The sequence below is a fragment of the Enterococcus sp. DIV0806c genome (genome assembly GCF_051710905.1).
GTDB classification, from domain to species: Bacteria; Bacillota; Bacilli; order Lactobacillales; family Enterococcaceae; genus Enterococcus_B; species Enterococcus_B mundtii.
Map to the genome: position 1 here is coordinate 886,415 of NZ_JBIOLO010000001.1, position 22,053 is coordinate 908,467.

The 22,053-nt window shown below is 39.1% G+C and carries 24 protein-coding genes; 22 read left to right on the forward strand and 2 right to left on the reverse strand.

Annotated elements, in window-relative coordinates; all coding sequences use genetic code 11:
* Nucleotides 1-146: 146 nt before the first annotated feature.
* The 17 genes from IGK77_RS04150 to IGK77_RS04230 all read left to right on the forward strand — a co-directional run bounded on the left by IGK77_RS04150 (nt 147) and on the right by IGK77_RS04230 (nt 16,065).
* The gene (locus IGK77_RS04150) at nt 147-638 is read left to right on the forward strand and encodes a mannose/fructose/sorbose PTS transporter subunit IIB (protein ID WP_066026051.1); all 492 of its coding nucleotides are present in this window, start codon (nt 147-149) and stop codon (nt 636-638) included.
* A gap of 100 nt (nt 639-738) precedes the next feature.
* On the forward strand, nt 739-1,710 hold the full coding sequence (locus IGK77_RS04155) for a mannose/fructose/sorbose PTS transporter subunit IIA (RefSeq protein WP_071865918.1): 972 nt from the start codon (nt 739-741) through the stop codon (nt 1,708-1,710).
* A gap of 32 nt (nt 1,711-1,742) precedes the next feature.
* The gene (locus tag IGK77_RS04160) at nt 1,743-2,549 is read left to right on the forward strand and encodes a PTS mannose/fructose/sorbose transporter subunit IIC (RefSeq protein ID WP_071865919.1); all 807 of its coding nucleotides are present in this window, start codon (nt 1,743-1,745) and stop codon (nt 2,547-2,549) included.
* A gap of 16 nt (nt 2,550-2,565) precedes the next feature.
* Nucleotides 2,566-3,480 (forward strand): PTS system mannose/fructose/sorbose family transporter subunit IID, encoded by a 915-nt coding sequence (locus IGK77_RS04165; RefSeq protein ID WP_019724014.1) that lies wholly within the window; start codon nt 2,566-2,568, stop codon nt 3,478-3,480.
* 315 nt (nt 3,481-3,795) lie between these two features.
* Nucleotides 3,796-4,170, forward strand: a complete 375-nt coding sequence (locus tag IGK77_RS04170) for a DUF956 family protein (protein WP_071865920.1) — start codon at nt 3,796-3,798, stop codon at nt 4,168-4,170.
* A gap of 77 nt (nt 4,171-4,247) precedes the next feature.
* Nucleotides 4,248-4,493: a GlsB/YeaQ/YmgE family stress response membrane protein gene (locus IGK77_RS04175; protein ID WP_010736004.1), complete on the forward strand. Its 246-nt coding sequence runs from the start codon at nt 4,248-4,250 to the stop codon at nt 4,491-4,493.
* Between the two features lie 152 nt (nt 4,494-4,645).
* On the forward strand, nt 4,646-5,710 hold the full coding sequence (locus tag IGK77_RS04180; protein WP_071865921.1) for a M24 family metallopeptidase: 1,065 nt from the start codon (nt 4,646-4,648) through the stop codon (nt 5,708-5,710).
* Nucleotides 5,711-5,922: 212 nt separating this feature from the next.
* Nucleotides 5,923-6,348, forward strand: a complete 426-nt coding sequence (locus IGK77_RS04185; RefSeq protein ID WP_010736002.1) for an Asp23/Gls24 family envelope stress response protein — start codon at nt 5,923-5,925, stop codon at nt 6,346-6,348.
* Entirely contained in the window at nt 6,341-6,790 is a 450-nt protein-coding gene (nusB, locus tag IGK77_RS04190) for a transcription antitermination factor NusB (RefSeq protein WP_010736001.1), read from the forward strand. The genes IGK77_RS04185 and nusB overlap by 8 nt, the downstream gene beginning before the upstream one ends.
* A 94-nt stretch (nt 6,791-6,884) precedes the next feature.
* Complete coding sequence (locus IGK77_RS04195) at nt 6,885-7,739, forward strand: bifunctional methylenetetrahydrofolate dehydrogenase/methenyltetrahydrofolate cyclohydrolase (RefSeq protein ID WP_071865922.1); 855 nt, start codon at nt 6,885-6,887, stop codon at nt 7,737-7,739.
* Nucleotides 7,736-9,076, forward strand: coding sequence for an exodeoxyribonuclease VII large subunit (gene xseA, locus IGK77_RS04200; RefSeq protein WP_074800173.1), 1,341 nt, complete (start codon nt 7,736-7,738; stop codon nt 9,074-9,076). Before IGK77_RS04195 ends, xseA begins: the two co-directional genes overlap by 4 nt.
* 1 nt (nt 9,077) lies before the next feature.
* Nucleotides 9,078-9,305: an exodeoxyribonuclease VII small subunit gene (locus IGK77_RS04205; protein ID WP_010735998.1), complete on the forward strand. Its 228-nt coding sequence runs from the start codon at nt 9,078-9,080 to the stop codon at nt 9,303-9,305.
* Nucleotides 9,302-10,189: a polyprenyl synthetase family protein gene (locus tag IGK77_RS04210; RefSeq protein ID WP_074800176.1), complete on the forward strand. Its 888-nt coding sequence runs from the start codon at nt 9,302-9,304 to the stop codon at nt 10,187-10,189. The genes IGK77_RS04205 and IGK77_RS04210 overlap by 4 nt, the downstream gene beginning before the upstream one ends.
* Nucleotides 10,190-10,197: 8 nt before the next feature.
* Complete coding sequence (locus IGK77_RS04215) at nt 10,198-11,019, forward strand: TlyA family RNA methyltransferase (RefSeq protein WP_010735996.1); 822 nt, start codon at nt 10,198-10,200, stop codon at nt 11,017-11,019.
* Between the two features lie 99 nt (nt 11,020-11,118).
* The gene (locus IGK77_RS04220) at nt 11,119-11,568 is read left to right on the forward strand and encodes an arginine repressor (RefSeq protein ID WP_010735995.1); all 450 of its coding nucleotides are present in this window, start codon (nt 11,119-11,121) and stop codon (nt 11,566-11,568) included.
* Between the two features lie 17 nt (nt 11,569-11,585).
* Nucleotides 11,586-13,265 (forward strand): DNA repair protein RecN, encoded by a 1,680-nt coding sequence (gene recN, locus IGK77_RS04225; protein WP_071865925.1) that lies wholly within the window; start codon nt 11,586-11,588, stop codon nt 13,263-13,265.
* A gap of 856 nt (nt 13,266-14,121) precedes the next feature.
* Nucleotides 14,122-16,065 (forward strand): hypothetical protein, encoded by a 1,944-nt coding sequence (locus IGK77_RS04230; protein ID WP_074800180.1) that lies wholly within the window; start codon nt 14,122-14,124, stop codon nt 16,063-16,065.
* Nucleotides 16,066-16,149: 84 nt separating this feature from the next.
* Here the strand turns inward: IGK77_RS04230 and IGK77_RS04235 are convergent, their stop codons facing one another.
* Complete coding sequence (locus IGK77_RS04235) at nt 16,150-16,266, reverse strand: DUF4044 domain-containing protein (RefSeq protein WP_010735989.1); 117 nt, start codon at nt 16,264-16,266, stop codon at nt 16,150-16,152.
* Between the two features lie 71 nt (nt 16,267-16,337).
* Entirely contained in the window at nt 16,338-17,294 is a 957-nt protein-coding gene (locus IGK77_RS04240) for a magnesium transporter CorA family protein (RefSeq protein ID WP_010735988.1), read from the reverse strand.
* Between the two features lie 209 nt (nt 17,295-17,503).
* Between IGK77_RS04240 and IGK77_RS04245 the strand changes: the two genes are divergently transcribed.
* The 5 genes from IGK77_RS04245 (at nt 17,504) to IGK77_RS04265 (ending at nt 22,051) form a co-directional block, all read left to right on the forward strand.
* Nucleotides 17,504-17,872, forward strand: a complete 369-nt coding sequence (locus IGK77_RS04245; protein ID WP_071865927.1) for a DUF3397 domain-containing protein — start codon at nt 17,504-17,506, stop codon at nt 17,870-17,872.
* 170 nt (nt 17,873-18,042) lie between these two features.
* Nucleotides 18,043-18,474 (forward strand): division/cell wall cluster transcriptional repressor MraZ, encoded by a 432-nt coding sequence (mraZ, locus tag IGK77_RS04250; RefSeq protein ID WP_029594184.1) that lies wholly within the window; start codon nt 18,043-18,045, stop codon nt 18,472-18,474.
* Nucleotides 18,475-18,495: 21 nt separating this feature from the next.
* Entirely contained in the window at nt 18,496-19,455 is a 960-nt protein-coding gene (rsmH, locus tag IGK77_RS04255; RefSeq protein WP_065095669.1) for a 16S rRNA (cytosine(1402)-N(4))-methyltransferase RsmH, read from the forward strand.
* Between the two features lie 4 nt (nt 19,456-19,459).
* Nucleotides 19,460-19,858: a cell division protein FtsL gene (ftsL, locus tag IGK77_RS04260; protein ID WP_010735984.1), complete on the forward strand. Its 399-nt coding sequence runs from the start codon at nt 19,460-19,462 to the stop codon at nt 19,856-19,858.
* Nucleotides 19,859-22,051: a penicillin-binding transpeptidase domain-containing protein gene (locus IGK77_RS04265; RefSeq protein WP_074800183.1), complete on the forward strand. Its 2,193-nt coding sequence runs from the start codon at nt 19,859-19,861 to the stop codon at nt 22,049-22,051.
* The last annotated feature ends 2 nt before the right edge of the window (nt 22,052-22,053 follow it).

The following is a 22,053-nucleotide window of genomic DNA, read 5'->3' on the forward strand; positions in this document are numbered from 1 at the left end:
TTGTATAAGAAACCATTAAATAAAGCAGTGTATCTTTTAAAAGTTGGCACGGTTCTTGCTTTTAATAAAGTGTGCTTAACGGAAATTCTTCCGACAGAAGTGGGGAGATGTTTTGAGTAGTGATTTAATAAAAAGGAGATTTACGAATGGATATTCGATTAGCACGTATAGATGATCGTTTGATCCATGGGCAAGTTGCAACTGTCTGGTCTAAATTGACTGGCGTTGAACGTATCATCGTCATAAGTGACGTAGTAGCGAAAGACAAGTTAAGAAAGTTTCTTTTAAAAGAAGCTGCTCCACCAGGGATCATGGCAAATGTCATCACTGTTGAAAAGATGATCCAGATCTTTGAGAGTGGACTCTTAGCGCGAACGAAAGTGATGCTTTTATTTACTAATCCTAAAGACGTTGAGAAAATTGTCCGAAGTGGTGTCCGAATTGATTCTCTAAATATCGGGGGAATGAGTTTTTCTGAAGGGAAGACCATGATCACAAATTTTGTGTCCGTCGATCAACGAGATATCGAAGCCTTTCATTTTTTGGATGGTCAAGGTGTGGAGTTGGAGATTCGGAAGGTGCCTGCTGATCGGAAAATCTTTTTAATGGAATTACTGACCAAAGCCAAGAAAGCATAAAATTGTTGTTGCGTAACGGTCAAATGTATCTGTTGTCAAAGGCAAGCACTTATTTTTATTTTTGATTTTGTTACAACAAAAAGAAGTAGGAGGTATAAATATGGTAGGGATTATCCTAGCAAGTCATGGGCAATTTGCTGAAGGAATCTTACAGTCGGGTTCAATGATCTTTGGCGAACAAGAAAACGTCAAAGCTGTTGTTTTACAACCGAGTGAAGGTCCAGATGACTTGAGAGCCAAATTAGAAGAAGCAGTCGCTTCCTTCGATAACCAAGACGAAGTCTTATTCTTAGTTGATTTATGGGGCGGAACACCGTTCAATCAATCAAACACATTATTTGAAGAACACAAAGATAAGTGGGCAATCGTAAGTGGTTTGAACTTGCCTATGCTGATCGAAGCATATGCTTCACGTTTTTCAATGGAATCAGCACATGAAATTGCTGCTCATATCATTGAAACAGCAAAAGAAGGCGTGAAAGTCAAACCGGAAGAATTAGAACCAGTAGTAGAAACAAAAGCTGCGGCACAAGAAGCTGCACCTTCAGGAACACCTGGTAAGTTCACTTATGTTTTAGCACGTATTGATTCACGTTTGTTGCATGGACAAGTAGCAACTGCTTGGACAAAAACAACAAATCCAACACGGATCATCGTTGTATCTGATGCTGTAGCAAAAGATGAGTTACGCAAAAAATTGATTCAACAAGCTGCGCCTCCTGGTGTAAAAGCACACGTTGTACCAGTTGAACAAATGATCAAACTTGCAAAAGATGATCAACATTTTGGCGGCCAACGCGCATTGCTATTGTTTGAAAATCCTCAAGATGTCGTACGTGCAGTTGAAGGTGGCGTACCATTAGAAACAGTGAACGTCGGATCAATGGCGCATTCTCCAGGTAAAGTACAACCAAATAAAGTACTTGCTTTCAGTCAAGACGATATTGATTCATTCAATAAATTGAAAGAATCTGGCGTGAAATTCGATGTACGTAAAGTACCGAATGACTCTAAAGGAAACATGGATGAAATTTTGAAAAAAGCGCAAGATGAATTAAAAAATCGTGCTTAATTAATTATCAGAAAAAATGGAGGATTACTATCATGGATTTAAATATTATTCAAGTGATCTTAGTCATCATCGTTGCATTTTTAGCTGGTATGGAAGGAATTCTTGATGAATTTCAATTCCATCAACCAGTTGTTGCATGTACGTTGATCGGCTTAGTAACTGGAAATCTAGTTCCTTGTCTTATCTTGGGTGGTACATTACAAATGATCGCTTTAGGTTGGGCAAATATCGGTGCCGCTGTCGCTCCCGATGCTGCATTGGCATCTGTTGCATCTGCAATTATTTTAGTTTTAGGTGGTCAAGGTTCAGCTGGCGTTTCTTCAGCAATCGCGATTGCTGTGCCACTTGCTGTTGCTGGTTTATTATTAACAATCATTTGTCGTACGATTGCGACAGCGTTTGTTCATTTGATGGATGCTGCTGCAAAAGATGGTAACTTTAGAAAAGTTGAATTATGGCATATCGTTGCTATCTGTATGCAAGGTGTTCGTATTGCGATCCCTGCTGGTTTGATCTTAGCAATCGGTGAAGGTCCAGTAAGAAGCTTACTTGAATCTATGCCTGTTTGGTTGACAGACGGTTTAGCTATCGGTGGTGGAATGGTCGTTGCTGTAGGTTACGCGATGGTTATCAACATGATGGCTACAAAAGAAGTATGGCCATTCTTTGCAATCGGTTTTGTATTGGCAACTGTATCAGAAATCACTCTTATCGGTCTAGGCGCAATCGGTATTGCTTTAGCTCTTATTTACTTGGCACTTTCTAAACAAGGTGGTTCAGGTAACGGCGGAAGCTCAAATACTGGTGACCCACTAGGCGATATCATCGATAACTATTAAAGGAGGCGTTCACGAAATGGCAGAAGAAAGAATTCAATTATCTAAAAAAGATCGTATTTCTGTTTGGTTGCGTTCGACTTTCCTTCAAGGATCATGGAACTACGAACGTATGCAAAATGGTGGTTGGGCATTCTCAATGATCCCAGCGATCAAAAAATTATATAAAACAAAAGAAGACCGTGCGGCTGCGTTGACTCGTCATTTAGAGTTCTTCAACACTCACCCATATGTTGCTTCACCAATTCTAGGGGTGACTCTTGCACTGGAAGAAGAACGTGCAAATGGCGCACCTGTTGATGACGTTGCGATTCAAGGGGTTAAGGTTGGTATGATGGGACCTTTAGCTGGTATCGGTGATCCAGTCTTCTGGTTTACAGTAAGACCGATCCTTGGAGCTCTAGCTGCTTCTCTAGCGATGGCTGGAAATATCTTAGGCCCAATCATTTATTTCGTCGCTTGGAATATCATCCGTATGGCATTTATGTGGTACACACAAGAATTCGGCTATAAAGCGGGTTCTAAAATCACAGAAGATTTATCTGGTGGTTTGTTGCAAGACATTACTAAAGGTGCTTCGATCTTAGGTATGTTCATCTTAGGTTCATTAGTTAACCGTTGGGTATCAATTGGCTTTGCGCCAGTAGTATCAAGCGTTAAACTTGACGAAGGTGCTTACATTGATTGGAGTAGTTTACCTGCAGGTGCAGAAGGTATCAAGAGTGCGTTGGAACAACAAGCAGCTGGACTTTCTCTATCTGACTACAAAGTAACAACATTACAAGACAACTTAGACAGCTTGATCCCTGGATTAGCTGCGTTGTTACTAACATTGTTCTGTATGTGGTTACTGAAGAAAAAAGTTTCACCAATCGTTATCATTCTTGGATTATTCGTAGTGGGTATTGTATTCCACTTGATCGGATTAATGTAATCTAAGGCAATAAAAGACTAAATAAGCTGTGACAGAAATCGATCATTGATTTTTGTTGCAGCTTTTTTCATAGAATGCGACGAGACTTTACTTCATCTCTCTTCTGATCAAATGGTGGACGATTGTGGAGAACCGTTTGTTAGAGGTAGTATCTATGCTCGAAAAGGCATACTATTTATGATAAGATGTCTTTGATATAGAAGTAAAAAACGCGAAATTAAGAGTAAGGCTAAACTGAACGAATAGCCAAATCATTGAAACGGTACGACTTTTGATTACCGTAACTTTAGATTGATTAGAAATGGAGTGCTTGAAATGGTACAATCGCTGAACACAAAAGTTGACTTAACGATGAATGCGACATCTTATCTAGGTGTGGCAGAATATGGGAAGATCATGATTGGTGACAAAGGTTTTGAATTTTATAATGATCGTGATGCGCGGAAATTCGTCCAAATTCCATGGGAAGAGGTGGATGTCGTGATTGCCTCGGTGATGTTCAAAGGAAAATGGATTCCACGTTTTGCGATTCGCACAAAGAAAAACGGAACCTATTCATTTTCTGCAAAACATCCCAAGGAAGTTTTGCGAGCAATCCGTAAGTATGTTGACCCAAGTCACATGGTTCGCTCTTTAAGTTTGATCGACGTAGTCAAGCGAGGCGTAATCGGTATTTTCAAGCGTAAATGATTTGTAGCTAGCCCTCATCGTTTGCTTGCTATTTATTTCTTATGATAAAATTAAAGAGTAAAGAGGGAGGTTATACGATGAGTTGGTTATGGACATTGATTGTTGGTGCAATCATTGGAGCGATTGCTGGAGCAATCACAAGTAAAGGAAATTCAATGGGATGCATCACAAATATTATTGCTGGTTTGATTGGTTCAACGATCGGTCAAGCGATTTTTGGCAACTGGGGACCAAGCGCTGCTGGTATGGCACTTATTCCATCTATTTTAGGGGCAGTGATCTTAGTTGCAGTTGTCTCATTTTTCTTTGGTAAAAGATCTTAGAAATGAAAGTCTAAAGCGTTTTGACTTGGGTGGAAAGCTCAAGCCAAAACGCTTTGTTCGTTTCTATTGAAGGAATTTATCTTTCCTATGCCTTTAAAAAAGAAAGTTTGCTATAATGATAAAAAGAGTGCAAAGAAAGAAGGAATTTACACATGATGTTACGAGTAGAAAAGTTACGCAAAAAAATGCGAGAAGCGAATCTAGATTCATTTTTAGTGACAAGTCCTTACAATCTCCGCTATTTGACTAATTTTACAGGAACCACTGGGTTAGCGGTCATCACATTAGAGAAAGCCTTCTTTATTACGGACTTCCGTTATACAGAACAAGCAGCTGCGCAAGCGCAAGGTTTTGAGATCATCAAAAATGTTGCACCAATTTTTGAGGAAGTCGCTGATTTGACTCGAAAAGAAGGATTGAAGAATCTAGCGTTTGAAGAACGCACAGTTTCATTTTTAGAGTATTCAGTATTGGAAGAATTACTTGATGCAGAGTTGATCCCAGTTTCTGATATGATCGAAGAATTGCGTGAAGTAAAAGATGCGGACGAACTAGCGGTTATTGAAAAAGCTTGTAGCATCGCTGATATGGCTTATGATCATATCCTTAAAATGATCCAACCAGGGATGACAGAGATCGAGGTCGCGAATCAATTAGATTTCTATATGCGTTCACTAGGTGCATCAGGTGTGTCTTTTGAAACCATCGTGGCAAGTGGTGTTCGTTCAGCAATGCCACACGGAGTGGCTAGCCAAAAGATCATTGAACAAGGGGATTTGATCACGATCGATTTTGGTTGCTACTATGAAGGATACGTTTCTGACATGACACGTACGTTTGCAATCGGCGATCCAGGAGAACAATTGAAAGAAATCTATCAAATCGTTTTAGATGCCCAATTGGCAGTTCTAGAAGCGGCTAAACCTGGAGTGACAGGTATCCAACTTGATGCAGTAGCAAGAGACTACATCAGCAAATACGGTTATGGGGAAGCATTTGGGCATTCCACTGGCCATGGTATCGGCTTAGAGATCCATGAAGGTCCTAATGTATCTGCGCGAGCAGAGAAACCATTTGTTGTGGGTAATGTCATTACAGATGAACCAGGAATCTACTTACCAGGAATCGGTGGTGTCCGGATCGAAGATGACTTATTGATCACTGCTGAAGGAAACCGGGTATTGACTCACTCACCAAAAGAATTGATTATTTTATGATAATCAGCGTTTTTCAATAAATGTAAATGTCGAAACTCAGACTTTGTTATAGAAAATGGGCTCATTTAATGATACACTATAAGAGAAATCAAGCGATTGTAAACGGCGCGTTTTTTCACGCATGACTGATTTACAGGCGACAGTTTTCCTAGGTACATGACATCGCTTTTGAAGTGAAAGATGTACGTAGGCAAAAGGAGGAATAAATAAAAATGGCAGACGAAAAAAACTTAGTCTTACATGCTAATCAAGATTTAGGAGAAATCGTGATTGCACCAGAAGTGATCGAAGTCATTATCGGTATTGCAGCTTCTAAAGTCGAAGGGGTCTACGGAATGCGTGGGACTTTTGCTAGCAATGTCACAGAATTGCTAGGTCGCGCAGCGCATGGTAAAGGTGTATATTTAGTCAATGACGAAGAAGGTTTGAAAGTTGACTTATATTGTTATTTAGAATATGGCGTATCAGTACCAAAAGTAGCGATGGAAATGCAGGATCGTGTTCACCAAGAAGTACTGTTCATGACCGACATTGCATTAGCTGAAGTCAATATCCATGTCGTAGCAGTTGTACCAGAAAAATTGGAACAACCAGCAATCGATGAACTTTTTGAGGACGAAGAGGAAGAAAATGAATAAAGAGTTATCAAGACACGAGATCCGCGAGATGGCATTACAGGCATTGTTCCCATTAGATTTTAACACTGATCTGACAAAAGAAGATGCAATTTTCAATGCGATCGAGTTGGACCATCAAGAGATGATCAATGAAGAGCAATCAGAATTTGTTCCAGTATATCTAGACACACTAGTTGGTGGCGTCTGTGCAAAAAAAGCATCGTTAGACACGATCATCGAAAAGCATTTAAAAAATAATTGGCGGATCAACCGCATTTCCAAAATGGATCTGATTATTTTAAGAATCGCGATTTTCGAAATGATGTACGTGGATGACGTGCCTGCAACTGTTGCATTGAATGAAGCAATCGAGTTAGCTAAAACATTCAGTGACGACCGTTCACGTAAATTTGTAAATGGTATGTTATCGAATGTGTTAAAAGAATTAGAAGCTGGGGCGTAAGTCCTAGCTTTTTTCTATGATAGTTAGTAAATCTGGTTATGTTACAAGTGGTTTATATGGTAGAATGAAAGCAAAAATATCTGGGAGTGATCGTATGTCAGAATTGATGAATGGAAAAGAATTAGCAGAAAAAATGCAAGCAGAACTTGCGTTAAAAGTAAAAGAGCTTAACGAACGACAGATCAATCCCGGATTAGTTGTTTTATTAGTTGGAGAAAATCCAGCAAGTCAAGTCTATGTTCGTAACAAAGAACGAGTTGCGAATCAATTAGGTATTTATTCAAAAGTAGAGCGTTATAGTCAAACAATCTCCGAAGATGAGCTTCTAAATGAAATTGAAAAATATAACAAGGATCCACGGTTCCATGGAATCCTTGTACAATTGCCTTTACCAAAACATATTGATGAAGAGAAAGTGTTATTAGCAATCGATCCTAAAAAAGATGTTGATGGCTTCCATCCATTGAATCTAGGACGTTTATTTGCAGGGAATCCTGATAAGATCCCTTGTACGCCTTATGGAATCATGAAGATGTTTGAGGCATATGATATTGATTTGACTGGCAAGCGTGCAGTAGTGATCGGTCGCAGTAATATTGTCGGTAAACCCATGGCGCAACTTTTGTTGATGGCTGATGCGACGGTCACCATTGCTCATTCAAAAACGAAAGACCTTGCAGCGTTAACTCGTGAAGCAGACATACTCGTAGTGGCTATTGGGCGTGGCCATTTTGTGACAAAAGACTTTGTCAAACCAGGGGCGGTAGTTGTCGATGTGGGGATGAATCGTGATGAGAATGGAAAACTGATCGGCGATGTCAAATTTGATGAAGTCGCTCCTCTTGCAAGCTATATCACGCCTGTCCCTAAAGGAGTAGGTCCAATGACGATCACGATGTTGATGGCACAAACGGTCCAATCAGCTGAAGCAGAGCGAGGAGAGTTATGACGCAAGAATATTTAACAGTTACCACCTTAACCAAATATTTAAAACGAAAATTTGAAGCAGACCCATATCTGGAAAGAGTTTATCTAACTGGTGAAATCTCAAATTTCCGTATGCGAGCGAATGCGCATCAATATTTCAGTTTAAAAGATGATCACGCAAAAATCTCTGCGATCATGTTCAAAGGTGCTTTCCAAAAGTTACGTTTTCAACCAAAAGAGGGCATGAAAGTGTTGGTGATTGGTCGGATCTCCCTTTACGAAGCCAGCGGTTCTTATCAAATTTACGTGGAACATATGGAGCCAGATGGTGTTGGTGCGTTATACCAAGAGCTAGAAGAACGAAAAGAAAAATTGATGAAAGAAGGTCTATTTGCTGGACCTAAAATGGCATTGCCGAGATTTCCAAAACGCATCGCCGTTTTAACAAGTCCTAGTGGTGCGGTCATTCGTGATATTATCACGACGGTCAAACGCCGTTACCCAATCGCGCAACTTGTTTTGTTCCCAACTGTTGTGCAAGGAAACCAAGCAGCAGATGATGTCGTCCGCAATATCCAACGCGTTGAAGTGTTAGGAAATTTTGATACAATGATTATCGGACGTGGTGGTGGTTCGATCGAGGATCTTTGGCCTTTCAACGAAGAACGGGTGGCTCGTGCGATTTATCAAGCAAAAACACCGAGCATCTCTTCTGTCGGTCATGAGACAGATACGACGATTGCTGACTTAGTGGCTGATGTTCGAGCAGCGACACCGACAGCAGCAGCTGAGTTGGCTGTTCCAGTATTATCGGAAGAGTTGATGCGGATCAAGGAAAGACAAGCCCGCTTAGAGCAAGGGTTTTTACGCCAGATCCAACGAAAACAAGAGCGGTTTGCCCGCTCAAGACAATCCTATGTCTTTCGCCAACCTGAACGTCTCTACGAGGGACAAACGATCAAACTAGATCAATTGCGGCAACGCTTGTATCAAGCAACGCAACAAATTTACCATGCAAAAGAAAAACAAACCATGACCTTAAGTCATCAGTTGCAACAAGTTGCACCAATTTATCGAGTGAAATCAGCCAAGCAAGAAACAAGCTACTTAGAAAAACGACTAGAAGAAAAAATGTACCAATATATGCAACAACAGCAACAAAAGTTTCAACAGACGGTTCAATCACTTGATTTACTTAGTCCTTTAAAAATCATGGGTAGAGGGTATAGTTACACCACGTTGCATGATCAAGTGGCAAAAAGTGTCGATGAGATCCAAGTCGGTGATGAGTTAGTCATTCATTATGCAGATGGACAGGTCAAAGGTAAAGTGGAACAGATCAAAAAGGAGACAGAATAAGATGGCAAATCCAACATTTGAAGAATCATTGCAAGAATTAGAAAAAATCGTCATGCAATTAGAGCAAGGAGATGTTCCTTTAGAATCAGCGTTAGATGCGTTCAAAAGAGGGATGGAATTAAGTAAGCAATGTCAAGATACTCTTTCTAAAGCAGAAGAAACCCTCACAAAAATGATGACTGAGACGAATGAAGAGATCACTTTTGACGAGAAAGAGGGGACACAATGAATCTAACCGATTTTTCTGCGACTCACCTTCCTTTGGTAGAAGAAGAAATGGTTTCTTTCATTACGGAATATACTTCGGATGAACGCTTAAAAGAAAGTATGATCTATTCGATCCATGCAGGAGGAAAAAGAATCCGTCCACTTGCTTTATTAGCAACCGTGGCTTCTTTTGATGCCAAGATCGATACTTCAGCTTATCAAGTGGCAGCAGCATTAGAGATGATCCATACGTATTCATTGATCCATGATGATCTTCCAGCAATGGATAACGACGACCTGCGTCGAGGAAAACCAACCAATCATAAAGTCTATGGGGAGGCAATCGCAATTTTAGCAGGGGATGGATTATTGACGGGTGCCTTCCAGTTGATCAGCATGACCCACTTAGCGAACTCACCAAAATTGTTATTATTGCAACAATTGGCTGTTAGTGCTGGGACACAAGGCATGGTTGCAGGACAAGCGGCAGATATCCAAGGAGAAACGAAAGATTTGACGCTAGAAGAACTAGCATTGATCCATGAACGAAAGACTGGACGTTTGATACGTTATGCTTTGCTAGCAGGTGGGATTTTAGCAGAACAACCAGAAGAAGTTTTGTTACAATTGCAACAAATTGCCGCTCATCTTGGGTTAGCTTTTCAGATCCGTGATGATTTATTGGATGTGACTAGTACGACAGAAGCATTAGGAAAAACAGCTGGCAAGGATGAACGAGCGGATAAAAATACGTATCCACGCTTATTAGGGATCGAGCAGACAAGAGCTGCGTTACAACGAGAAATCCATTCCGCCAATAGGATCATTGCCGAGTTAGAACAAGAAGTTTGTTCATTTGATGGAGAGATTCTTCGTCAGTTGGTCAAACGATTTGATGAGAAGTGAGGAAGAGGATGGAAAAAGAACGAGTAGATGTATTAGCCGTCAAACAAGGGCTATTTGAAACAAGGGAACAAGCAAAACGTTCCGTGATGGCAGGATTGATCTATAATGAGAAAAATGAACGTTTTGATAAACCAGGAGAAAAAATCCCCGTTAGTAGTGAATTAAAAGTCAAAGGTAAAAAATTGCCGTATGTTTCTCGTGGTGGGTTGAAACTAGAAAAAGCATTAAAACAATTTGATCTAACAGTCAAAGATAAAGTATTGCTTGATATTGGGGCATCCACAGGAGGGTTTACCGATGCTGCCTTACAAAATGGAGCAAAAATGAGCTATGCCTTAGATGTAGGCTACAATCAGTTAGCATGGAAAATCAGACAAGATCCAAAAGTGGTCGTGATGGAACGTGTCAACTTTCGTTATGCAAAACCTGAAGACTTTGATCAAGGTGTGCCAGAAGTCGCTGTCATTGATGTATCATTCATTTCTTTGAAGCTGATGCTACCGCCATTACATGCAATTTTGAAACCAGAGGGTGAAGTAATTGCATTGATCAAACCACAATTTGAAGCAGGTAGAGAAGCGGTCGGTAAAAATGGTATTGTTCGAGAAGCGACAACCCATCAACAAGTCATCGAACAAATTTTGACTTTTGCCACAGAGCAAGGGTTTGATGTATTAGATCTAAGTTACTCTCCTATTACAGGTGGAGAGGGAAATATTGAATTTTTAGCGCACTTAAAAAAAGTATCAGATAAAGGAACGATCTATGCGAACGTTGATCCAGCTCACATCGTTGAAATGGCTCATGAACAATTCACGCATAAGCGGTAGTCTAGAAATTGACAAAAAAGACTATGAGTTCTTCTTTATTAAGCGCTTAAAATAAGCTATCATTGAAAGAAGAAGGATTGGTGAAGGAGCGGATTGAGCATGAGAAAAAAAGATCGACATCGTTTGATTACTCGATTACTAAATGAACAAGATATACGTAAACAAGAAGAATTTGTTGAAATATTAAAAAATAAAGGGATTTCTGTTACACAAGCAACGATCTCAAGAGATATCAAAGAGCTTAAATTGATCAAAGTTCCCGCAGTTGATGGTGGCTATCGCTATAGTCTGCCTGCTGAAACAAGTGAAGATGTGAGCACAAAGCTAGAAAAACTATTGAAGGACGCATTTGTAGCAGTTGACCAGATGGAAAAATTTGTTATTTTAAAGACTTTACCGGGCAATGCTTCTGCAGCTGCAAATTTAATCGATAAACGTTACAAAAAAGAATTGTTCTCGATCATCAACGATGATGACAATGTGTTGATGATCACACGATTGGAAGAAGATGCTGTTCAATTAAAGAAAGATTTTCTGCATTACCTTTAATCTAAGGAGTGATTGCAATGCTACAAGAAATCAGTATCACCAATTTTGCGATTATTCCTGAATTGCGTTTGTCGTTTCATGAAGGAATGACAGCATTAACAGGAGAAACCGGAGCCGGTAAATCAATTATTATTGATGCTTTGGGCTTATTAGCAGGTGGTCGTGGATCAAGTGATTATATTCGTCAAGGTGCCGATAAATGTATTCTGGAAGGGTTATTTGAGTGGCCTAAACAAGAAGGTTTTGAAGCGCTGATGGAAGAGTTAGGGATCGAGTCTGATGGCTCGAATCTGATCGTCCGTCGAGATATGTCTTTAGCAGGTAAGAATGTTTGTCGAGTCAATGGACATATCGTGACATTAGCGAATTTGCGACGAGTTGGCAGTTATTTAGTGGATATCCAAGGTCAAAATGAGCATCAGGAATTATTACAACCTGAGTCACATCTTGTGTTACTTGATCGTTTTGGGGACTCGACATTCCAACAGAAAAAAAGAGCGTACCAAGAAGCTTATCAAGCGTATCGTGAACTTGAAAGAAAAGTACGTAAGATCCAACAAAACGAAAAAAATTATGTCCAACGTATTGATATGTTGAATTTCCAACAAGAAGAAATCGCAGCCGCTCAATTAGAAGTTGGTGAAGAAGAAAAACTTCGAGAAGAGCGCGATAAATTAAGTAATTATCAAAAAATCGTCGATGGTTTAGCTACTGCTTATGGGGCGCTTAGTGAAGGTGAACAAAGCAGTCTTGATGGGGTGGGAATGGCTGTTTCCGAGATCCAAAGTATTGCCCATCTTGATTCAGAGTATGAAGCAATTTTTGATAATATCCAGAGTGCCTATTATTTATTGCAAGATGCAGTAGGGGATATGAGCAGGCAAATCGATCTGCTTGAACTGGATGAGAATCGTTTGGAAGAAGTGACGCAACGCATGGAAACGATTCGTCAATTGAAGCGTAAATATGGCGATTCAGTTGAAGCCATCTTAGCCTACTATGAAGAAATCACAGAAGAATTGGATTCATCGGATTTTACAGAAAGTCAACTTGATAAAATGAAGAATGAACTGACCCAAAAAGAAGAGTGGGCGTTTCAATGTGCAGAAGAACTCCATCAAGCAAGAAAAGCGATCGCAAGTGACTTAGAACAGTCGATTCTGCGCGAATTAAAGAGTCTTTATATGGAAAACACCGAATTTGAAGTTCGTTTTTCAACGCAAGCAAATGGACGCTTAGATGAGCAAGGTTTTGATATTGTCGAATTTTATATTACGACAAATCCAGGAGAACCATTGAAGCCACTAGTCAAGGTAGCATCAGGTGGAGAATTGTCACGAGTATTACTTGCTCTGAAAACCATTTTTTCTTCTGAACAAGGTGTGACTAGTATCATTTTTGACGAAGTTGATACTGGTGTTAGTGGCAGAGTGGCACAAGCCATTGCGGATAAGATATTGAAAATATCCAAGTATTCCCAAGTACTTTGTATCACGCATCTCCCTCAAGTGGCTGCTGTAGCGGATTATCAATATTACATTGTAAAAAAAGTCGTCGGCGGAAGAACACAAACATCCGTCTCCGAATTAGCCGCAGCTGAAAGAGAAAATGAAATCGCACGAATGTTAGCGGGGAGTGAAATCACGCCTTTAACGATCGAACACGCCAAAGAGTTGTTACGTTTGGCGAAAAAATAAATAGAAAATAAAAATCACCCTTTGCCTACATTGGCTAGGGTGATTTTATTTTGCTTTTTTAGGGAATAGAGGTAAAAAAACAGTTGAAATCTTTCCCAACAGAAAAAATAATTGGTTATTTTTATATTGTATTTTATTATACTTTTTTTATGATTTTGAGAATGAGATTTTTAAATCCAAAAGCTGTCGATAGTCAATCAATAGTTAATCCGCTTACAAAGGTATATTTTTTTAATCATAAAAAATTTTGGTCAATGATGAAAAGATAAATTCAGTAGTAATGTTTTCCCAGTTTTTGATTATGTTTGAAAAAAAAGCACTACACATAAATTAGTTTAAACGTATGATTATTGAAAATAATTCTTTTTTGAACGCTAAGAACAGATACTTGAGGTTAGTAGGAAAATGATGTCATAAATAGTCTAAAGTATTTCTGTAAATAAACAAGAAATATTATCTGTGTAACTACCACGGATAAAAGATAGGTTTGTAAGAATGTAATAGATCAGTAAATGAATAATACGAATATTCTTAGATCAATAAAAGCTATCATTGATTCGCTTAAAGTATTGTATTAAAAGTATCGTCATATCGTCTATGTAAATGATTCGTTTCCGCTGGTGATTTATTTGTTATAGAAATAGCAAACTCAATGATTATTGTTCGTTGTTTTTGTCCCAATGGTGGTTACGTCGTATTTTTACTCATAGAGAATACCTACAAGAAAGGGAGGAAGGGACAATTCATCTAAAAATTTTTTGTAAATGGGTGATTTAGGAACGTACACTTTTAGAAGTTTTTCTAAGAAAAAGGAATGGAACAAAACAAATACATAAAAATGCGAGGAGTGTAAGATATGCCAGGAATTGATTTCAGAGAAACAGGTGGAAAGTTCATTAATCGAATGCATGACGCTAATAAGACAAATACTCAAAAAGATCTGAATAGATTAGCTATTCGCATGGGGAATGAATCCCTAAATGTGAGAGCAAACCCAATTGTTACTTATCTTTATTATTCGACAGGTATTCTTCAAAATACAACACTACAGCCGATTAATCAAAGGAATGATCGAGTTGCAGGAAATGCGCGCACCTCATTTGGAGAAAGAAATCAAGAAAGTCCTTCGTATGATTTAAATACTAGAGCAAATGCAACTCAAAGCTATCGTAATGTAGTACAGAGAATTCCTCAAGTCAGTATAGATCAAAACGTTCTAGCATCAAATGGGCTAGCTAATGTGACAGGTACGGTTCCTAAACATTTTAATAGTGAGTACGTTCCTAAAAAGGCATTGAAATTTAAACGTAAAGAATCTAGTGAACATAAGGGCAATACATCTCGCAATACAAGTGATGTATTGCAACAATCCCTAAATGGAAGTAGACAGATCAATCCAAGACATCGCCGTGCGCTCTCCAAGGAAGCCTCCTATTTAATTAAGAAAGGCACAAGTGAGCTACATGATCAGAGAGTAAAAATTCTGAATAGTATTCAAAAAGATGAAATGTTTAAGTCTGAAGTAAGATCATCCAACCATGAGCAGACATCCCAAACAAAAGACAATGAGCTAACGAATAATGGGATGACTTCCTGGCAAGAAGAAAAGTTTCACTTGTCACAGGAAGATGTAGATGCAATTAAGAAAGATGCAAGTGGACTACATGATCAGATAGTAAATCATACAAGTAGAATTCAAAAAGATGAGACTTCTTTTGTTTATGAAATCCCTAAGTTTGAAGCAAGACCATCCAAGCTAGATCAGGGAACAGACTCACGTAATCGAACAACCAATATGGAAAATCAGGAAATTTTAAAGGGATTTTTGGATGGATTACAAAAAGCCTATTCATCGCAAACAAAAGATAGTCCAAATTCAGATTTTAGATTGCGAGAAGAAAATGAGCCAACAAGCACTGGAATAGCGTCCTGGCAAAAAGGAAAGAATCACTTGTCACAGGAAGGTGTAGATACAACTCAGAAATCGACGATTGAACTACAGGATAAGGCAATGCAAAGTTTGAAGAGTATTCAAAATGATCACATATCTAAGTTTGAAGCAAGACCATCCAAGCGAAATCAGGGAACAGACTCACGTAATCGGACAACCTATATGGAAAATCAGGGAATGACAAAGAAATTTGTAGAAGGTTTACAGCAAGCCTCTTCATCCCAAACAAAAGATGATCCGAATTCAGAGGTCAGTTTTACAACGCATGGAGGAAAAGAAGTTGACACAGTTAAACTGCGCAATCTCAATGATAATCCTGTATTTGAAGCAAAAAATGTAAGAGGTGAAAACGAAGAAAGCTTGACACACGGTGTAGGAGAAAGTCTAATCAAGTTCAGAGAGCAAGCACAGCTCTATCGTTCTAAGGCTACAATATATCAACAAGCGATTCCTACGCAACCGTCTCAAAATAAATCACAGGATCTGTATAACAGCTTAGCGAATCAAAAAACTATTGATTTAAAAGATACGCCGACAGGTGAATATATTTTAAAAATGATAGAATCATCGGATGGACAGAATTTTCCCGCAGAATTGAAGGATTTTTTGAAAGATTTACAGCAAGCTCCTTCATCCCAGACCAAAGACAGTCCAACTTCAGAGTTTAGATTGAGAGAAGAACAGGCGAGTCAGTCTACACAGTCAGTGACCAGATTTCATAATGAAAATAAGAAAAGTTTTGCGATGCTAACAAGTGATGCGAGAGTAAAAAGCCAACATAAAAATATATCGAATCAAGCAAGCCAGCAACCAAGAACAAACAAAAAAGAGGTTAGTTTAAGTATGTAGTAACCAATGTGACAGACTCTTGATGATAATAGCTAATAACAGGAAATGGAGGTTGCGCCAAATTTGGCGCAACCTCCATTATTTTTACATGACACTGATTACAGCAGTTAGAACGACTGAACCGATTGTCAAAATCAACATTGTCCAAATCACTAATTTTGTGACTTTCGCAAAAGTGCTTGTTTGTTTTTTTTCTCGCATCGTGATTACCTCGATTTATTATTGTTAACTTGATTTTACATGCTTTTCACTGATTCTACAAGAGGGCATCTCTATAAAAACTTACCTTTTTTCAAATAATAAGTAGTCAGAAGTGAAATGATCACGGTCAATAGTATCAACCAAAGAAAAGCATCATCCCTTTCGGCAATTGGTAGTTTAATATTCATACCATAAATACTTCCAATGATTGTTGGAATCGTTAGGATAATCGTTAAAGAAGTTAAAATTTTCATAATATTATTCAAGTTGTTTGAAATGATGGCAGAAAAAGTTTGGTTCATCTGTTCGACAAGCTTCAAGCGGATACGAGCGGTGGTCTTTGCTTGTTCTGTTTCGATGATCACGTCTCTGAGGTGATTCATCATCGCGTGATTATTTTTTACCGATTGGTTCTCGGCTAATTGTTGCAACGCTTCAAGATTCGAGGCAGTCGCTTCTTTGAAATAAACCAAGCTTTTTTGGATATCCATGATTTGATACAATTGTTTATTCTCAGTTGAAACTTTTAGTTGTGTCTCCAACAAATCACATTGTGCAAGTAAGGTAGAGAGATAAGTGTTATAGGACTGAGTGATCTGCCAAAGTAACTGCATAAAAATATTTAGAGTTGTCGAAAGATCGTTTCTTTGAAACGTTTGATGAAAGACTTTTTTCAAAAAAAGTGGTTCGTGATTCGTAATTGTGATAAGCTTCTTTTTGGGCGTGAGAATAATCGAAAACGGATAAGTATCTACTTGGAAATATCCGCTAGGACTAGTTTTTGGAAAAGGGTATTGCAATAATACCAATGCTGGTTTTGTAAGCTTTTCTTGATTAAATTCTTCTACCCGGGAGTTTTCTGCATCGTCTAAGACAGACGTGAGGTAATCTTTAGGTATTTGGAACTGTTTGATCAATTGATTGATTTCTTCTTCTGTTGGTCGCTCGACACAATACCAAATGGTTTCAGCCGTTTCTTCCATTGAATCAACCAATTTCTGGTCTTCAAGTGTGAAATACTTTATCATTGGGAACCTCCTCAATACTTCTTTCTTCTATTATAACCAATTCTTGAAAAGAACACATTGAAAGAGACTACCCACTGATTATCAATCTTGATTTGTCAAAAAACGGCTGCAACAAAATAATAAAACAGTATAAATTTAAACTAAATGAAATCGTTGTGTAAACTAAATCACGTATACTGAACGCAACGATAAAAAAGGAGATTTGTCGAATGGGCAGTTTTTCACCACTTGTATTGTTTTGGTACATCTTTCCGGCAATCGTGATTTTTGGTTGTCAATTTCTAGTAAAAATATTTGCATTGACTCGTCGTTTCAAAGTCAAAGCACCTGATTTAGCCGTTCCTTTTTTGTGGGGAGGCATCCACGCATTGTCTCGTAATACCGCTACGTCTTCATTTTTGCCCTTTTTATTGATCACCATCCTTTTAATGGCAATCTGTATCGCGATATTCCAAGCTTATTACTATGACGAACTTGTGTATTCACGTTATTTCAAAATGACTTGGCGTCTTACTTTTTTGGTGACCTTAGTCATGTATCTCGTTTTGATCGTCCTAAACATCCTTTCGTTTCTCTAATATGGCGCAATCAGGCTGTTAAAAGACTTTAAAAAATCTTTTAGCAGCCTGATTGTTAAAATTTTTTTTACTAATCAAAAAGTTATTCTCAGATTTCCCATAAAAGGTGGTAGAAAGTGGGGGATTGTGGTAGACTGATTTTAGTTAGTGGAGGATTGGGGGTAGTTTCGATGTTAATGGGCGAATTTCGGCATAATATTGATGCAAAAGGTCGCTTGATCGTGCCTTCAAAACTGCGCGAAGAATTAGGCGAACAATTCGTGTTGACTCGTGGATTAGATGGCTGTCTTTTTGGCTATCCGATGAGCGAATGGAACGAATTAGAGTCGAAACTCAATGATATGCCCCTAGCAAAGAAAGACGCTAGAACCTTTGTCCGTTTTTTCTACTCAGCAGCTACAGAATGTGAGTTGGACAAACAAGGACGTATCAACATCCCTAATACATTAAGAAACTACGCAACAATAACGAAAGAGTGTGTCATTGTTGGTGTGTCAAACCGAATCGAAATTTGGGATGAAGCCAAATGGCAAGAATTTTCAGAAGCTGCGGAAGAAAACTTTGATGAAATCGCTGAAAATATGATCGATTTCGGATTATAAGAAATAGGAAGAGGCTGACCAATGACTGAAACATTTCAACACTATACAGTCATGTTAAAAGAAACGGTAGATGGACTTGCAATCAAACCGAACGGAATTTATGTGGACTGTACACTCGGCGGAGCCGGGCATAGCGAATACTTATTAAGCCAACTGAATACAGAGGGTCATCTTTATGCGTTTGATCAAGATCAAATAGCAATCGATCACGCAAAAATCCGCTTGGCTGAGTATGTCGAAAAAGGTATGGTCACTTTTATCAAAGCAAATTTCCGTGAGCTTGAAGAGCGCTTGACTGAATACGTACCTAAGGTCGATGGGATACTTTACGACTTAGGCGTGTCTTCGCCACAATTAGACGAAGCAGAACGTGGATTCAGTTATCATCAAGATGCGCCTTTGGATATGCGAATGGATCAATCGGCACCTTTGTCAGCGTATCATGTGATCAACGAATATCCTTACAACGAATTAGTAAAGATTTTCTTTCGTTATGGAGAAGAAAAGTTTTCAAAACAAATTGCCAGAGAAATTGAACGGGTGAGAAAAGATCATCCGATTGAAACAACCGGGGAATTAGTAGAAATCATCAAACAGGTGATTCCTGCCCCAGCAAGACGAAAAGGCGGTCATCCCGCAAAACGCATTTTTCAAGCTGTGCGAATTGCAGTCAATGATGAGCTAGGTGCGGAGGAAGCCTCCTTAGAACAAGCAATCCGCTTATTGAAGGTCGGTGGCCGGATCAGTGTGATCACTTTCCACTCATTAGAAGATCGGATCGTCAAAAACATGTTCAAAGAATATAGTACGGTCAAAGATTTACCACCCGGGTTGCCGGTCGTACCTGATGAGTTCCAACCTGAATTAAAAGTGATAACGAGAAAACCGATGTTGCCATCTGAAGAAGAATTGGCAGAAAACAATCGTTCTCGTAGTGCAAAATTGCGTATCGCTGAAAAAATACGAGAGAAAGAGGAGTAGAAGAATGGCAGAACTAAAGAAAGTCCAACAATATCCATATGATTTACAAGAAATTGAACTACCAGAGCAACCTCTGCCAGATTCACCCTCAGAGAAAGAAATCGTTCTTCCTCAATCTCCAGCAAAACGCTTGAAGCAAATCTCTATTTTTGAAAAGCTTGCAGTAGTGTGTATTGCTTTTTCTGTCATCGCACTTTGCGTATTAACAGTGATGTTACGAACCAATATCAGTGGTATGGAAAAGCAAATCGGTGCGCTACAGGTTGAATATAATGAAAAAAATCAAGAAAAAATCAGTTTGGAACAAGAGAAAAGTGAACTTTCTCGTACCGAGCGTGTTAAAAAAATCGCAGAAGAAAAAGGGTTGTCAATCAATGACGACAATTTAAGGAAAGTGAAGTAAATGAGTCTTAAAAATAAATTCCGGCGGTTTATGGAAAAGAAAAATCTAAATCCGATGAACAATCGCAAAAAAGTAGGTATCATTTTATTTGCTACGAGTATTGGATTGTTCTTTTTATTTGCCGTTCGTTTTGCATACATCGTGATCGGTGGACATGTGGCTGGCACATCACTAGAAGAAAAAACGAACCAGCTTTATCAAGGTAGTGAAGAGGTCAAGGCAAAACGAGGCACGATTTTTGATCGTAATGGGGTGGCACTAGCAGAAGATGCCACGTCTTACTCGATCAAAGCGATTCTTTCCGAAACATACACGACTGGAAACAAAAAATTATATGCACAAGAAAAAGATTTCGATACACTTGCGGATATTATCAGTAAAAACCTTTCAATGGAAAAAAGTAAAGCCTTGAAGGTGCTACGCGATGGAGCCGAGCAAAATCTCTACCAAGTAGAGTTTGGGAATTATGGACGTAATATCACCCAAGAAACGAAACAAAATATCGAAGCAGAGATGAAAGCAGCTGATGTGACTGGGCTTTATTTCGATAACCATCCTGCACGTATGTATCCTAGTGGGGTATTTTCTTCCCATTTTATTGGCTATGCGGTACCGGATGAAGAAGAAAATGGTTTAGTTGGCCGACTTGGGATCGAATCTGCTTATAATGATATTTTGAGTGGACAAAACGGAAAGATCTACTATCAAAAAGATAATTTCCAAAACCCATTACCAGGTACTGTAGCAGAAGAAGAAAAGGCAACAGACGGTAAAGATGTGTATACGACCCTTGATAGTCGTCTGCAAAGTTACTTAGAAACATTGATGGATCAAGTCAATGAAGAATACCAACCTGAAGAATTGACTGCGATATTGATGGAAGCTAAAACAGGCGAGATCACTGCGATGAGCCAACGCCCGACATTCAATCCTGAGACGATGGAAGGGTTGACTGGTGAAGATGCTGTGTGGCGTAACATCCTTGTACAAGATTCTTATGAACCAGGCTCAACGATCAAAGTCTTCACGACAGCAGCAGCGATCGAAGAAGGTAAATTTGATGAAAATGAATCTTTCCTATCCGGACAGATCAAAGTGGCTGATGCCACGATCAATGACCATGACTTTGGTAAAAAAGGAATACTGACCATGCGTCAAGCTCTTTCATGGTCTAGTAACGTGGGAATGGTAATGCTGGAACAACGTTTAGGTGGTAAGTGGTATAACTATTTGCAAAAACTAGGATTTGGGCAAAGTACTCACTCTGGGTTGGATGATGAAGTTGCGGGTGCTTTACCCACTGCTAATATCGTTGACCAAGCGATGAGTGCGTATGGCCAAGCGATTGGTGTCACGAATTTCCAAATGATGAAAGCTTTCAGCGCGATCGCCAACAACGGGACGATGATCCAACCACGTTATATCAGTAAGATCGTTGATCCAAATACTGGAGAAGAAGTTTCTACTGAAACGGAAGTGTTAGGACAGCCATTTTCGAAAGAAACGACAGAAAAAGTTCGTGAGTATATGCGTGATGTCATAGAAAATGAAAATTACGGGAGTGCTTACGGAGTATATAATGTTCCGGGATACAATATTGCAGCTAAAACAGGAACAGCCCAGATTGCTTCTGATACAGGAGGTTATCTAACAGGTGATACCGCGTATTTGTATTCGATCGTCGAAATGGTACCAGCTGAGGATCCCGAATATGTCCTTTATCTGACAATGAAACATCCTAAGACATATGACCGCACAGCTTTAGCAAAAATTGCGAACCCATTACTGAAACGAGCAATGGATTTCAAAGAAGCTGAAACAGCTACGCCAGAAGAGAAAAAGACGGAAAATATCACTGTCTCTGACTATCGTAATTTGAATCCTGATATTGCCGCTGCTGATGCACAAAAGAGCGGTTTGCAACCAGTAGTCATCGGCGATGGAAATAAGGTAGAAGCGCAATCCACAGCAAATGGGGATGAGCTGATATCGGGAGAAAAATTGATTTTATATAGTGGTGGTACTGCATTGATGCCTGATGTGACAGGCTGGTCAAAGGCAGATATCATGAAATTAGGAAAAATACTTGGTGTCGAAGTGACGTTCCACGGTGATGGTTACTGTACAGAACAAAGCCTCGCACCTTATGAAAAAATATCTGATGAAACATTAAGTTTCCATCTAAAAGAATAATA